General features: G+C 39.3%; 12 protein-coding genes. 9 read left to right on the plus strand and 3 right to left on the minus strand.

Annotated elements, in window-relative coordinates; all coding sequences use genetic code 11:
* From D0T85_RS13575 to D0T85_RS13615, 9 genes are all read left to right on the plus strand, one after another.
* On the plus strand, positions 1–2,618 hold a 2,618-nt coding region (locus D0T85_RS13575; protein WP_163214064.1), incomplete at its 5' end, for an FISUMP domain-containing protein.
* Positions 2,619–2,652: 34 nt separating this feature from the next.
* Entirely contained in the window at positions 2,653–5,541 is a 2,889-nt protein-coding gene (locus D0T85_RS13580; protein WP_163214065.1) for a hypothetical protein, read from the plus strand.
* Between the two features lie 440 nt (positions 5,542–5,981).
* Entirely contained in the window at positions 5,982–6,692 is a 711-nt protein-coding gene (locus D0T85_RS13585) for a phosphatase PAP2 family protein (RefSeq protein WP_163214066.1), read from the plus strand.
* 106 nt (positions 6,693–6,798) lie between these two features.
* On the plus strand, positions 6,799–8,028 hold the full coding sequence (locus D0T85_RS13590) for a sigma-54-dependent Fis family transcriptional regulator (RefSeq protein ID WP_163214067.1): 1,230 nt from the start codon (positions 6,799–6,801) through the stop codon (positions 8,026–8,028).
* Complete coding sequence (locus D0T85_RS13595; protein WP_163214068.1) at positions 8,015–8,542, plus strand: LptE family protein; 528 nt, start codon at positions 8,015–8,017, stop codon at positions 8,540–8,542. Before D0T85_RS13590 ends, D0T85_RS13595 begins: the two co-directional genes overlap by 14 nt.
* A 1-nt stretch (position 8,543) precedes the next feature.
* The gene (locus D0T85_RS13600; RefSeq protein WP_163214069.1) at positions 8,544–9,323 is read left to right on the plus strand and encodes a tetratricopeptide repeat protein; all 780 of its coding nucleotides are present in this window, start codon (positions 8,544–8,546) and stop codon (positions 9,321–9,323) included.
* A gap of 6 nt (positions 9,324–9,329) precedes the next feature.
* Positions 9,330–9,698 (plus strand): preprotein translocase subunit SecG, encoded by a 369-nt coding sequence (gene secG, locus D0T85_RS13605; protein ID WP_163214070.1) that lies wholly within the window; start codon positions 9,330–9,332, stop codon positions 9,696–9,698.
* Positions 9,699–9,793: 95 nt separating this feature from the next.
* Entirely contained in the window at positions 9,794–11,140 is a 1,347-nt protein-coding gene (locus tag D0T85_RS13610) for an MFS transporter (RefSeq protein ID WP_163214071.1), read from the plus strand.
* Positions 11,140–11,484: a PqqD family protein gene (locus D0T85_RS13615; protein WP_163214072.1), complete on the plus strand. Its 345-nt coding sequence runs from the start codon at positions 11,140–11,142 to the stop codon at positions 11,482–11,484. The genes D0T85_RS13610 and D0T85_RS13615 overlap by 1 nt, the downstream gene beginning before the upstream one ends.
* 38 nt (positions 11,485–11,522) lie before the next feature.
* Here D0T85_RS13615 and D0T85_RS13620 read toward each other — a convergent pair whose 3' ends face one another.
* The 3 genes from D0T85_RS13620 to D0T85_RS13630 all read right to left on the minus strand — a co-directional run bounded on the left by D0T85_RS13620 (position 11,523) and on the right by D0T85_RS13630 (position 14,444).
* A complete protein-coding gene (locus tag D0T85_RS13620) occupies positions 11,523–11,726 on the minus strand; it encodes a hypothetical protein (protein ID WP_163214073.1) in 204 nt (67 codons plus the stop codon).
* 112 nt (positions 11,727–11,838) lie between these two features.
* Complete coding sequence (locus tag D0T85_RS13625; RefSeq protein ID WP_163214074.1) at positions 11,839–12,900, minus strand: DUF4831 family protein; 1,062 nt, start codon at positions 12,898–12,900, stop codon at positions 11,839–11,841.
* Positions 12,901–12,920: 20 nt separating this feature from the next.
* On the minus strand, positions 12,921–14,444 hold the full coding sequence (locus D0T85_RS13630; RefSeq protein WP_163214075.1) for an NAD(P)H-hydrate dehydratase: 1,524 nt from the start codon (positions 14,442–14,444) through the stop codon (positions 12,921–12,923).
* Positions 14,445–14,694 lie beyond the last annotated feature (250 nt).

A 14,694-nucleotide genomic window follows, 5' to 3' on the forward strand; every position in this document is an offset into this window, starting at 1 on the left:
TTTGGTGCTTCTTGTGCATTTGCCTGTTTATACTGGCTTCTTGTGTAGACGACGACAAGCCCGACCCTATCACAGAGCGGCAAATCACTTTCGAAATGGAAATTGTAGATGGAAGCGGACAAACACGAATGACTGACACTCAGGAAGATGATTTAAATACAGTTGATGTACTTGGTTTTAAAAAAACTGGTGAGCTGTGTGTGTTTGCAGCTACGGCAAATCACGTTTCGGGCAGTACTTACAAAGTTATTCTGACCGACGACTATAATGAAGTAATGTTTTTTGCCTTTTTAATAAACTATCCAACAGCAGGAGTGCCTACTTTAAGTTCGCTTGTGGGAGAAACCTACACCGATATCTTAAATACGCTGATAATTCCGGAAGCCAAAATGCCAACCACCAGCATACCTATGTTTGGAGTAAGTAAGGGCGTGGTAATAAATACCAATAATTTAATTTCAAGCATTCCAGATGCAGTAAGATTATTCCGCATGGTGGCCAAGATTGATGTGATCAATGAAAATGATCTAGGCGCGGCAGGCGCAGATCATTACCACAACTTTGAAATGACAGAAGTTCGCTTATCTAACAGGGCAACTTCTGGATATCTGGGACATGATACACTTCATATTAAAGATTATACTGTAGGTGTTCCTGATATACCTTATTATTTAAATGCTCCTTACCCTTGGCAGTCATCTACCATTAGTTTAAGTGCTAAAGATACTACTTACACATTGACTACTGCAACTCCAAAGATGGCAGAAAAAGTAGAAGCATCAATCTACGCCTTCGAACGTCCCGAACCTGTAACAAACGAAGATAGCACCTACTTGGTAATTAAGGGCTTGTACAAAGGAAAAAATGGACAGGACACAGGGGTAGAGGTCGAGTATAAAGTATATATTCCCGAATTAGATTACTCTAAGAAACCGGCGGAGCCAAAATCGGGCGGTAAAGAGTGCGGATCCATTATTCGTAACCACCACTATACCATTAGGATAGGAAGAGCATTCCCGCCGAAACTCGAATATAAACTTTACGTAGTGCCTTGGACCCAAGTACCAAGCGATCTCATATTCGATAAAACCTACAACCTGGATATTATGCCTACAAAAGAGATAATAGACGGCCATTATACAGGGAAAGATTTCGGCAAAAAAATTTCACTATTTAGTGACTATATGTGGAATTATGATTTTTTCAACAATAAAGCATGTACAGATACAATAAAAGATCGATGGCTTGAGGTAGATATAGCGGAACTAAAGAATAAGAAAGAGAATAAATACCATCACTATGAACCTATTCCTAGAACCCGCGATACAATAAGTATATACCCTGTCGAGCCAAACTTGACTGGTGCAAATCGCACAGCCTATGCCAAGTTTACTGGTTATGCAAAGCATGTTGTCGAAGATACGGTATATGCGCGTATGTCGATTATTGTTGAAATAGTACAACCCACCCTTATAAAGGGAGAACCCGCCAACTGCTATCTGGTAGATAATAACAGTTTTGCATCGTTTGCTATTCCGCTTTCGCAGATACAGAATGCGATTAACGAGAAGGTAGTTCCCGAAGGCTGGATGGATAATACTGCTAAGTTGAAAGCACAGGTGTATTGGACAGACCGCCACCTGAGTGAAAATATTAAAGTCGGTATGTTCGATGAAAACACTGCTGTGGTGCATAAAGTGGAATATGTAAAAAAGGAACCGTGGGAAGATGGATACATTGTTGTTACTCCCGGCAAAGGAGTAGGCAATGCAGGCATCATCCTGTACGAAGACAATGACGAGACTAATGGTGGAAAGGATAAATACATAAAGGGATCAACCGATGTTATTCGTTGGAGTTGGCATATTTGGAATATCAATGATATCTCAACCGATGATAAATGGATGGATCGTAACCTGGGTGCTCACATCACAAAGTCGGGCGACCTTTCGTCGGTAGGCTTCTTTTATCAGTGGGGGCGCAAAGATCCATTGCCGGGTTTGGCATCTTGGGAGGTTGCACAAACTGGTGTACCTAAAACTGAAACTGGTGTACCTGTTCATAATCCAATCATCTTTTTTAAAGAAAAAGATACTGATGGCAACTCCATACTATACGAACAGGTTGATGGCACAACCGATGTATTGGACGAATCTGTAAAAAAACCAATGACAGCTTTCTGGAATTGGGCGGAAAAGGTAGAAACCACCGGCTTTTGGAGTGACACTAAAAAAACCACCAACCCCTGCCCCGCAGGCTATAAAGTTCCTACGGAAGCCGATTGGATAGGTAATGAATCAGTTCTTTTAGGTGGTTGGAAAAACAAAGTAGGTGGGTTCTTCGATGATGGCTCCGATAAAGGACAGGTTAATTCATTTATATATGGAGAGTATAATGAAAATGCTGGGGGGTATTTCCCAGCTGCGGGGTATGGATTTGACAATGTAAATTCTTCTGCCACCTACGATTATGTGAAAGAGAGTCGTGAAAAGGGATACTACTGGACATCCGACTCCGGTGTGATGTTTACATTTGAAACAGCTGAAGAAACAGCTCAAAAAACAGAATCAATGTCACAATCATTCGGTGCCCCCATTCGTTGTATTAAAGAAAAATAAAGTGATGACAAAGAGTAGACACACATTCAAAAATATGAAGAAATTACAAATAAATATAGCAACCGTTTTCTCAGTATTATTGTTGGCAGTGGCTTTGTGCACATCTTGTACCGACGAAGATTATAGTCTAACAAACAGCTCATCGGGCGATGAGATGACTTTTATATTGAATCTGCCAAAATCGACAGTGGTGGAAACACGTGCCGGATTCGAAGGGCGCGAAGGTCTAAAAGCGCCCGTATATATTTTGGTGTTTGCTGAAGGCGCAACCGGAAAATTGGAAAAAGTGATAAAACTGAAGCAAGGCACTGCTGCTAATACTACTGATGGATTTTTTATTCCCATTAGCGGTTTGACCGATTGTTACAAAATAACCAATAAATTCGACTTGGACAAAACATTGGTAGCATTGGCTAATCTTGATCCCGTTCTTACTAATGTAGATGCAACACTTGAGAGTTATAAAGGTTTAAAAACCAAAACGGAACTAGCAGATATATTAGCATTTACCGCAGATAAAAGATGGTTCATAGATCAATTTACCGATGCCAACAAATACAATATCCCTATGTGGGGCGAACTTACCGATTATGGCCATGGCAAGACCAACCAGTTCAATATGATACGAATGCTTGCCAAAGTAAATGTAACATTTGAAGAGAAAGCATTGCAGGATTTTGAAATAACCAAAATGTATATTGCCAACTATGCAACACGTGGACATGTCATTCCAAGCCAGTATGATGCAGAGGCAATGAAAGTAACCGGGTGCGATAATACTAATTTATTGCAAATGGTGAGTGATAATGAGACCGATTTTTTAAATTATTCCGACAAAATTGCAAGTGGAAGCTGTAAACACCAGATTTACACATTCGAAACCGGCAACTGGGCCGACTTCCCTGCTAAAGAAGATGAGGAAAACTGGCACGACACAACCGACTATCCGGACCATCAAAAATGGCAAAAAAATCCATGTATAATAATTGGCGGAAAATACAAAGGGGATACTGAAACTTTTTATCGGATAGATTTTATAGATAACAGTGGCAAATGGCTTGGATTGTTACGTAATCATGAATACAATGTTGTTATTAAAGAAATTAAAGGAGTTGGCTATAGCTCAATTAAGGAGGCATACGCTCGCGCCCCAATGAACATGGATCTTACTCTTTACGTAACCAATGCCACCGGGCAAGAGGAAATAGCAGTAGATGGTCCTTACTATTTGAGTGTTGATAAAGTGGATTTGTTAATGGGACCAAATGGTGGATCCACTTATAAACAATTGATTACTTATAAAACGAACTATGGTGAGAAGCCAGTTATGACAAGAGAACCAACAGATTGGCTTAAGGAAACTACCAATGGTATTCCTGAAGGAATGTTGGGAATTTACGTAAGTCCGTATTCCGGTAGTAACGAATCCCGAGAAGGCTACGCTACAATTTCCGTAGGACGTATGTCGATAAAAATAAAAGTAACTCAACTTCCTAAAATAAAAACGTATGTAGGGGCTTTTTGGAAACATGATGAATGTGAAGAACGTTTAATTCGTACGGCTTTACCTAAAAAATATGATTGCGATTGGGAGGCAACCGTACTCAAAGGGCAAGATTGGATACGAATGGATACAAAGCGTGGACCGGATCATCCTTATGGCTCTACTGCCGGAGATGATGATCGGTTGAGAGATAATGGATATGGACTTTCTTTGGATCCCCAAGCAACAAATCCCAAAAACGGAACAACCGGTAATAGTGATGGATACAAAGTACTTGCAAGTACCACCTCTGTGCGTGGTAGTACTACTGAAGATACACCAGATGATGAAAGATACGTATATTTCCGTATAGGAACAACCGGCACTATAGGCGAGAATGACAACCGCTACGGCTTAGTATTATTCACCTACACCATCAAAGGCAGAGGAAATAATTACATGGGACAGCAGTATATGTGGATTCGCCAAGGCGAAGCCCCCGATTACCTGCAAGGGTCAGCAAGTGAAGCTGATGCCAAAAAACCTTATGCACGCTTTTCTCCTTACAACTTAACTACTACAGGATATAACACAGAAACTTCTGGAAATAAGAGAAAAGGTCGTAAAAAACTTGGTGTGCAAGGTGGCAGATTTACAGAATTTCCATCACAAGCCGGTTTGTTTTCTTTATCTATGTTCGGATTAAAATACATTTATGCAGATTACTCAGAAGATGGAACTGACGAATTCGTAAGACATGTATTCCACCCTTGTAGTGAGAAGGATGATGCTATTTGGGGAAGCGGATATTATTCTGGCGCTGACCGTTTTTGGTCTGATTATGTAGCAAATTTGGGGGATTCGCGCACGGATAGAAATCCAAAGATATGCCCACCCAAGTATCATCGTATGAGAGATGGAAGTGAAACAGCTTTAAACCAAAATGGAGCTAGAATAGGCTCTGAAATGCGTCAATCTCTCTTTGGTTCCCCCAGATTAGGTGTAACCATTATTGCTGACGATACCTTTGTTTTTGGATATTATGCAGATGGTTTCTTCGATCGTAGAACACTAACAAATGCCCCCGGTAAAGACTTTGCAGCGGCCAGCGCAGTAGCTGTAGATACAGAAAATGTCGCTTATATTGGAACTTTATTCTATAATCCGAACAATGAACATTCCCTCTTCTTTCCGGCTGCCGGTTATATATCGGATCGTGCCATTTCCGGGGAAAATTCTGTTTATCCTGGTTTATACAATGCAGGTAGGGAGGGACTTTACTTCACCACTTCTCAAGCAAAAGTTAGTAGGACAAGTGATGGGAAAGAGTATATGCACACTTGGTCTTTGATTTTTAATAGAACTCAGATAGGTACGACTCAAATTACTCGCGAGCGCCGTGCTGCCTCCATCCGTTGTGTGAGAGATGAAGAACCTTAAAAACTGTTGTATTTTAAAGAAATCTTGTGTAAGTTCATGTGGGGGAAATAAAAAAACTTTCCAACAGTAGCTTATCTGTTTAGTTGTTTTACAGCCACTTTACAGCAACAAAAACAGAAAAATGCTTAGCTTACCCCTTGTTATACGCGCTGTAGGGCCTATTTTATGGTGTATTTTCAAAATGCTGCATTTTGCATTGATGAAATGCAGCATTTCGTTTAATCAAAATGCTGCATTTCGAAAGTGTGAAATGCAGCATTTTGAAAATGCGTTTTGCAGCATGTTGAAACAGTAATTATTTACGAATGGATTAAAATTGACATATTTTTATTAAAACACTCATTAAACAAATTGCGTTTTAGTTAAAATCGAAGATTTACCCATAAGATATTTTGTAGATTGCGTTTTATGCAATAGCTTTGTAATAAGTAACTTATACTATGTTAGAAAATATACTCGACTACGAGCGCAGTCTTTTTTTGATGTTAAACGGAAGCGACTCTGCATTTTTAGACAGGGTGATGTATGTATATTCCGGAAAAGCAATCTGGATTCCGGTTGCAATTTTTATAGCTATCATTCTTCTATATAAAAAAGGATGGCGAGAGTGTTTATTTATAGTAATAGCGCTAGCTTTGGTAGTTACACTGTGCGATCAGTTTGCATCAGGGATATGCAAACCTCTTTTTACAAGATACCGACCCACTCATCATCCGGAATTTAAAGATTGTGTAGAAACCGTATTTGGTTATAGAGGTGGAAGATTCGGTTTTATATCCAGCCATGCTGCAAATGCTTTTGGCTTTGCTACTTTTATGGTCTTCATGTTTAAAAATACACTGTTTTCGTGGGTTATCTATTTATGGGCTGGCATAACAGCCTACTCGCGTATATATTTGGGTGTACATTTTATATCGGATATTGTTCCGGGAATTGTTGTGGGTTTGATTATTGGATATTGTGTTTATCTTTTCTATAAATGGAGCCGGCAACGTTTTCTGGCAAATCAAATAAACGAGGAAAACAGAACGCAGGTAGCGGCTGTAACATATACTGCTTTTCAAAAACGCTTGGTTGTATACGGCATCCTAGTTACCATACTTATATTATTGGTGTTCAACGTAACATTGGCAGAATTGATGAGGAAGTGAGGTACCTCCTTTACCTCACTCTACCTCCTTTACCTCCTTAATTACTGTTATTTCTCTTGCCCTATCCAAACCTTTTTGTAATTTTGTCATGTTTTAATAAGGAGATATGACAAAATCGGAAATACAACAAGTAAAGCTGCGGTTTGGGATTATTGGGAATAACGAAACTCTGACCCGCGCCATTGATATAGCCATTCAGGTGGCACCCACCGACCTTTCTGTTCTCATAACCGGAGAAAGCGGAGTAGGTAAAGAAAGCTTTCCGCAAATCATTCATCAATATAGTCGTCGTAAACATGGGCAATACATTGCAGTGAACTGTGGTGCTATTCCTGAGGGAACAATTGATTCCGAGCTTTTCGGTCACGAAAAAGGAGCCTTTACCGGTGCCATTGGCGAGCGGAAAGGATACTTTGGCGAAGCAAATGGCGGAACTATTTTTTTGGACGAAGTAGGAGAGTTGCCCTTGCCCACACAAGCCCGTTTATTACGTGTACTCGAAAGTGGTGAATTTATGAAAGTAGGTTCGTCCAAAGTAGAGAAAACCGATGTGCGTATTGTTGCTGCAACAAACGTAAACCTCGGTCAGGCTATAAGTGACGGACGTTTTCGTGAAGATTTGTATTACAGATTGAACACCGTTCCGGTACAGATACCCCCCTTGCGTGAGCGCGGAGAAGATGTATATCTCTTATTCAGGAAGTTTGCATCCGACTTTGCCGAAAAATATCGAATGCCCGCCATCCAACTAACAGAAGAGGCAAAGCAAATGCTTATCTCTTATTCGTGGCCGGGTAATGTTCGGCAATTAAAAAATATTACCGAACAGATATCAATTATAGAAACCAACCGTGATATAACTGCCGATATTATTCGGAACTATTTACCTAATCAAAACGAGCAAACGCTCCCAACGCTGTGGGGCACACGCAATAATAATAATAAAAGCTTTGAAAGTGAACGCGAAATTCTGTATCAGGTACTATTCGACATGCGGAAAGATGTGACCGAATTAAAGAAACTGGTGCACGATATCATGAACGATAAAGTTATTCAGGGATCGGCACAAGTACCTACTCAGTATTATCCGGCTTCAACCCCCTCTATTGTAGCACCTACTATAAATATACAACCTCAACCATCATCGACCGAAGATGATGACATTCAGGACACCGAAGAGTATGTTGAAGAATCGTTGTCGCTGAACGAACTGGAAAAAGAAATGATTAAAAAGGCACTGGAAAAACATCATGGCCGACGCAAAAATGCTGCAAAAGACTTAAATATATCTGAACGAACACTTTACAGAAAAATAAAAGAATATGGATTGGATTAAAAAAAGAATAGTATACACAGGTGTTTTACTGTTATCGGCAATACTGGTAGTAAGTTGTACCATTTCTTACAGCTTTACAGGGGGAGCAATAGACTACAACAAAGTTAAAACAATATCTATTGCCGACTTTCCAATCAAATCGGATTATGTATATGCACCTTTGGGTACAGCCTTTAATGATGGGCTGAAAGATATATTTATACGTCAAACCCGCTTGAAAATAGTGTCTAATAATGCCGATTTGGAGCTTGAAGGTGAAATTACCGGTTACAACCAATATAACGAAGGCGTGTCTGCCGATGGATATTCTTCGCAAACACGACTCACAATTACTGTGAATGTACGATATACCAATAACACCAATCACGAGGAAGATATAACCGACCAGCAATTCTCTGCTTTCCGTACATATCCTTCAACCCAGTTGTTAACCGACGTACAGGATGGATTAATTGATGAAATGGTGAAAGAAATAACCGACCAGATTTTTAATGCAACTGTGGCCAATTGGTAAGATGAATTTGAATCCAGCACAACTAATTGCTCACCCGGAATTGTTGAATAGGGAAACATTGTATGAATTACGTACCCTATTGGCACGTTATCCCTATTGCCAATCTCTTCGTTTGCTTTTTCTTAAAAACCTTTATATACTAAATGATATTTCGTTTGGCGATGAACTTCAGAAGTCGGTTTTGTATATTGGCGACAGAAGAACGCTGTTTTATTTGATCGAAGGAGATAAAATTGTACCCCTTTCTTATAAAACACATCCACTACTAAACAAGGTAGAAAAAGAACCGGCTATAGACAGAACATTTGCTCTTATTGATGCATTTTTGTCGACCATACCTGCCGAAGAGGAAGAAAACAAACCAGTAGATAATTTTCAATATATATCTGATTATACTTCTTTGCTCGAAGATCAGGAACCTGAAGAAGAAGATACAGTTGAAGAAGTTGAAAAACCGTCTCAATTACGCGGGCAAAACCTAATCGATAATTTTATAACAAAGGCCGAAACAGAATCGATAATGGTAAAACCGTTGGAGAAACAACCTTTACAAGAAGAAGATTACGAAGAGGATACCAGCAACTCATCATCTTTGGAAGGAGAGGAAGATGAAACCTTTTTTACCGAAACATTGGCTAAAATTTATATAAAACAGCAACGATATACCAAAGCACTCGAAATAATTAAAAAATTAAGTTTGAAATATCCAAAAAAAAACGCTTACTTTGCAGACCAAATTCGTTTTTTGGAGAAATTGATTATTAACGCTAAATCAAAATAAAAGGAAATGTATTTACTATTAATTATTTTAATCGTCATTGCAGCCCTGTTGATGTGCTTCATTGTATTGATTCAAAACTCAAAAGGTGGAGGATTGGCATCAAGCTTTGCATCATCAAATCAAATTATGGGTGTGCGCAAAACTACCGACTTCTTAGAAAAAACAACATGGGGATTGGCTGCTTTTATCGTTGTACTTTGTATTGCAACTTCATATACGCTGCCTAAAGCAAATGTCGGAGGCGGAATCATCATGGAACAAGCACAACAGGAAGAAAAAACAAACCCAATGAACTTACCTGATTTTCCTGCACCAACAGAAACACCTTCTACAGAAACACCAGCCGAAACTCCGGTTGAACCAACTGCGGAATGAGATTAAGAAGATACTATAATTGATAAGCCAAGGAGCCGTGAACCCCATTCGGGATTTACGGCTTCTTGTCTTTATACGCAAAACTACTTTTTATTATGACAGAAGCAATTGTTAGAAAATTAAATGATTCAAGAGCCGCCCGCTGGACGGTATTAATTGTTGTTGCCTTTACAATGTTTTGTGGTTATTTTATAACCGATGTAATGGCACCATTAATGGATTTACTGAAAGATGAATTCCACTGGACTGCCTCAGAGTATGGTCTCTTTAATATGGCTTATGGATGGCTGAATGTGTTCTTGTTTATGCTTATTATTGGTGGAATAATACTTGATAAACTAGGTGCCCGAAAAACAGGTATTGGTGCTTGTGTGCTGATGATTGTTGGTTGTGGATTGAAATATTACGCAGTATCCAGAGGGTTTGAAGGCGAGATTTTTGGTATGCGTACACAAGTGTTTTATGCAAGTGCTGGTTTTGCCATATTTGCATTAGGCATCGAAATGGCAGGTATTACTGTAACAAAGGTAATTGCCCGCTGGTTTAAAGGTCACGAAATGGCTTTGGCAATGGGCGTTCAGGTTGCTGTTGCTCGTTTAGGAACAGCGTTGGCTATGTCTACAGCTATACCTTTAACTAAACACTTTAATAGTTTATCTGCTCCAATTTTGTTAGGCTTAGGTGCTTTGTGCATTGGGCTGATTGCCTATCTGGTATTCTGTGTAATGGATCGTAAATTAGACAAGTCTATTGAGGATATTAAAGAGGAAGAAGAACCATTTAAAGTACGAGACATACTTTCCATTATCAACAATAAAGGATTTTGGTTAATCGCTCTTCTGTGTGTGTTGTTTTATTCGGCAGTTTTCCCATTCCTGAAGTATGCAACATCATTAATGATTAATAAATATAATGTAGCTGCAAATCTGGCAGGTACAATTCCTGCTATACTTCCGTTTGGAACCATCTTATTAACTCCTCTGTTTGGTGGAATATACGATAAAAAAGGAAAAGGAGCTACCATTATGCTTATTGGGGCTTCTATGTTGGTTGTAATTCATGCATTGTTTGCGGCCCCCTTCCTTAATGTTTGGTGGTTTGCTACTGTTTTAATGATTCTATTAGGCATTGCTTTTTCACTTGTTCCTTCTGCTATGTGGCCATCAGTTCCTAAAATTATTCCACAAAATAAATTAGGTACTGCTTATTCGTTGATATTTTGGGTGCAGAATATTGGGTTAAGTCTTGTGCCTCTTTTAATAGGATCGGTGCTCGATGCATACTGCATTGTAGATTTAGCAGATGGAAAAACCGGATACGACTATACCCTTCCAATGGTTATCTTTATGTGCTTTGGTATTCTTGCTGTTTTTGTAGCACTTATGTTGAAGAATGAAGATAAAATCAAGGGTTACGGTTTGGAAAAGCCTAATATGAAGTAATGAAGCAAAAATATAATCTGCTGGATGTAATACCTTACATAGCAGAACATATTGTAACAAAAGAGGAAGACGGTTTAATAGTAATCGCCTTCCTCCGGTTTAAATCTAAATGGGTTAATAAATATCTTTTGCCTAAAGGTATGTCTCCATACATCCACGTAAGATTAGAAGAGCGTGGAACCGAAGCTTGGAAACTGATTGATGGAGTTCGCACTGTGCAAGAGATAACAGAACTATTAGCCAACTACTTTACGGAAGAAGAAGACTATAAAGCACGCGTAGCTGCATTCATTTCTCAGCTTCGAAAGGATGGGTTTATTAAATACCGTGTAAAAGCGGATTGACCTGTTGATTTATGAATATTTTAAAATAGTCTCTGCTTTTATATGTAGTCTTTCATATATTTATCTTCATAATCAGCACTCATTTTAGCCAGACGACCAATTTCACGTATATATTCATTGTCCATTCCTGGCTCCAACATTCTTTGTTTTGTAGCTTCAGTAATCAGTTCATTCAAACGAGATCTTATAATATCATACTGTTCTCTCGTTGAAATACAGTTGATAGTTAAATCTTTCATCATATTAATTAAAACGTATCAAAGCTCAGATGGATTTTTTTTAAATATATCTTCCGTCCAATATAATCCGCATGAGGAAAAGTTTCTTTTAAATAAGTTTGCATTTTTGCAAACTTTACTGCCTCTCAACCTTGATTATCCCCCCTGTATTTGTATTAAAAATAACCTGAACAGTAGAATTCTTATCAAACAATGTTGGTGCCAGATATTCTACTATACCAAATTGTGTAACAGGCAAATCTCCTTCAAACAGCTTCTCTCTGTCTAAGGTAATCGTTACTAGCCCTTTTCCGGGTACATTATAAGCAACTCCTTTAATATCTTTCTTTTTGGGGTCTTCTGTTTGTTGCTGTGGTAATCCTACTGTTTTAAGGTCGGACAAACTAATGTAAATCGGACTACCGGCAAGGTTTTCTTTATTTAATATGCCCAGCTTTTTAGAAAAACGGAAAACAATTTCGTTCTGCAACTCGTGAGTAGGGGTGAAGCGTATATTGAATGTTTTTTTCTCTTTTGTTCTTACACCCGAAAACATCTCAACCATGGCATTTTCCTGTTGATCCAAGCTTTCCAGCATCAAGCGTAATTGTTCTCCATCTTTGGGGGTGTTATCGGCCTGGCCGCGTAGCAAAGCATTTCTACTTTCGCGAATACTGTATATTTCTTTAGCAACCAGTTCGGCCATTTTAGCTGTAGAATTAGCCATAAGAATCTCTTCGGTCAGAAAATCTTTTGGGTTAACTTTCTTTGGCGCAACTGATGGTCTGTTTTCCGGCATAACGGGCTTTTGGCTGACATAGGGTACATTGATTGATTTTATTAATCCATCTTCGGTTAGCTCAACCAACGGAGCAACAGTTTTATCCTTTAACTTGATAAAGTACGACTCTTTATTATCCGGAACACCTACCGAAACAGCTTTCACTTCGTTTAGCTCCCAGTACTCTTCCGGGTTGGCAGATACGTTGGTTAACCGCAGATAGCGATCGGCATAACGGCTGAATTGTCCCGGAGTATAAACAACCTGGGTAGCTGTTACCTCAATATTAATTTCTGTTTTAGGAAGTGTATACAATACTCCGTAATCTTTGCCCATAGTTACCCCTGGGGTTACTTGGGTTTGTGCAGTTGCTATAGTAGCAATAAATAGTCCGAATATAAATAATGCTTTTCTCATTTTTTATGTTGCAATTTCAGTTAGAAAGTCTTAACACTAGTAACTATTTTCCATGCATCGGGTAAACATTCAATAATGTCTCCGGCTGTAAGTGCAATGGCCGAATATTTTTCCTTTGCAATATCTCCTGCCATTCCGTGAACATAAGTACCTATCTTAGCTGCATCTTCTGCTTTATATCCTTGTGCCAGTAATGCGAGAATAATGCCAGTCAACACATCTCCGCTACCAGCAGTTGCCATTCCCGAGTTTCCGGTAGGGTTGAACGAGCACCTTCTGTCTGGGGTGATAATTGCAGTGTATGCACCTTTAAGCACAATGCAAACCTTGGCATTATGAGCCAGTTCGCGTGCATTCATTAAACGGCTGTACGAACTTTTACATTTACCAACCAGTCTCTCTAATTCACCCGGATGAGGAGTTAGTATGGAGTTTTTGGGCAGATGTGATAATAATGTTTGTCGATGGCTGGCTAAAAAGTTAAGGGCATCGGCATCAATAACCATAGAGCCTTCGCAGGAACGTATTTGTTGAAGAACGGCAATACCCGTTTCTTCTGCTTTGCCTAAACCTGGGCCGATTCCAACAGCATCAAAATCGCTGGTATCAATCATCGAAGAAAAGATATGATCGTGATAATCCGGATCGACCATTGCTTCGGGGGCGCTGCACTGAATAATGTTGGTGTTAATGGCCGGTGCATGCACAGTTAATAACCCTACTCCCGATTTTAAACAGCTACGGGCTGCCAATACAGAAGCGCCAGCCATTCCATACGAACCAGCAATAAGCATAGCATGACCAAAATCACCTTTGTGGGTAAATTTACCACGGGCTTTTATCAATTGCTGTATTTCTTCTTTTTCGATAATATCGAAATCGGTTTCTGTTTCTTTAATAATTCCTTTGTTGATGTTTATGTCGAGCAATTGCCATTCACCAACAAACTCGGCATTATCTGCAAGAACAAAAGCTAGTTTAGGAAGCTGGAAACAGAATGTGTAATTGGCGCGGATAATGGCAGTTTTATCATTGTTATCATTATCTTCTCCCATTAAACCCGAGGGGATGTCGATAGATGCTACTGTACATTTGCAAGAGTTTATGTATTTCACCACAGCAGCAAATCCACCTGCTAATGGTTTGTTCAGTCCCGATCCAAACAACCCATCAATAACCAGATGCTTTTCGGTTAACTTAGGTGGTGCAAACTGGGTGCTTACTTCGGTAAAATCAACATTTGTTTTAGTCAGTAAGTCTTTATTGATCTGACAATCGGGCGAGAGTGTTCCATGTGGGTTAAATAGAAACACATTTACCCGGTATCCTTTGTGCGATAACATCCGGGCAATAGCCAAAGCATCTCCACCATTATTACCAGGACCGGCAAATATAGTAACTGGGGTTTCTTTCGGCCATTTTTCAATTACAGCCTCTGTAAATGTGCGTGCAGCTCTTTCCATCAGGTCGATGGATGATATAGGTTCGCCCTGAATGGTATATTCATCTAATTTCTTTATGATATGAGTTGGGAATATCTTCATGATACATGTTTTTTTATTGAGTTCACAAATATAAGTATTTTATATCTTTGCAAGCAATTAATTTAGTAGTAAGAATTAAGGAGCAAGTAGTAAGAATATAGTGCTGCATAGATTCTTACTGCTTTGCTTTTGTTGTACGGTATAAGATGCTGCATACATCTCAGGGAATCCCTTTGGGATTCAATTTGAATAACCCCCAGTGAAGCGAAGCGACTGGGGGTAGATAAATCACTCACTCGCATGGGAACCC

Source organism: Bacteroides sp. 519 (assembly GCF_010500955.1).
Classification (GTDB): Bacteria; Bacteroidota; Bacteroidia; order Bacteroidales; family Bacteroidaceae; genus Bacteroides.

Excerpts from the sequence above, each read along its gene's own strand:
- D0T85_RS13580 (WP_163214065.1), top strand. The coding sequence starts at position 2,653 with ATGAAGAAATTACAAATAAATATAGCAACCGTTTTCTCAGTATTATTG.
- D0T85_RS13585 (WP_163214066.1), top strand. The coding sequence starts at position 5,982 with ATGTTAGAAAATATACTCGACTACGAGCGCAGTCTTTTTTTGATGTTA.
- D0T85_RS13590 (WP_163214067.1), top strand. The coding sequence starts at position 6,799 with ATGACAAAATCGGAAATACAACAAGTAAAGCTGCGGTTTGGGATTATT.
- D0T85_RS13595 (WP_163214068.1), top strand. The coding sequence starts at position 8,015 with ATGGATTGGATTAAAAAAAGAATAGTATACACAGGTGTTTTACTGTTA.
- D0T85_RS13600 (WP_163214069.1), top strand. The coding sequence starts at position 8,544 with ATGAATTTGAATCCAGCACAACTAATTGCTCACCCGGAATTGTTGAAT.
- secG (WP_163214070.1), top strand. The coding sequence starts at position 9,330 with ATGTATTTACTATTAATTATTTTAATCGTCATTGCAGCCCTGTTGATG.
- D0T85_RS13610 (WP_163214071.1), top strand. The coding sequence starts at position 9,794 with ATGACAGAAGCAATTGTTAGAAAATTAAATGATTCAAGAGCCGCCCGC.
- D0T85_RS13615 (WP_163214072.1), top strand. The coding sequence starts at position 11,140 with ATGAAGCAAAAATATAATCTGCTGGATGTAATACCTTACATAGCAGAA.
- D0T85_RS13620 (WP_163214073.1), bottom strand. The coding sequence starts at position 11,726 with ATGATGAAAGATTTAACTATCAACTGTATTTCAACGAGAGAACAGTAT.
- D0T85_RS13625 (WP_163214074.1), bottom strand. The coding sequence starts at position 12,900 with ATGAGAAAAGCATTATTTATATTCGGACTATTTATTGCTACTATAGCA.
- D0T85_RS13630 (WP_163214075.1), bottom strand. The coding sequence starts at position 14,444 with ATGAAGATATTCCCAACTCATATCATAAAGAAATTAGATGAATATACC.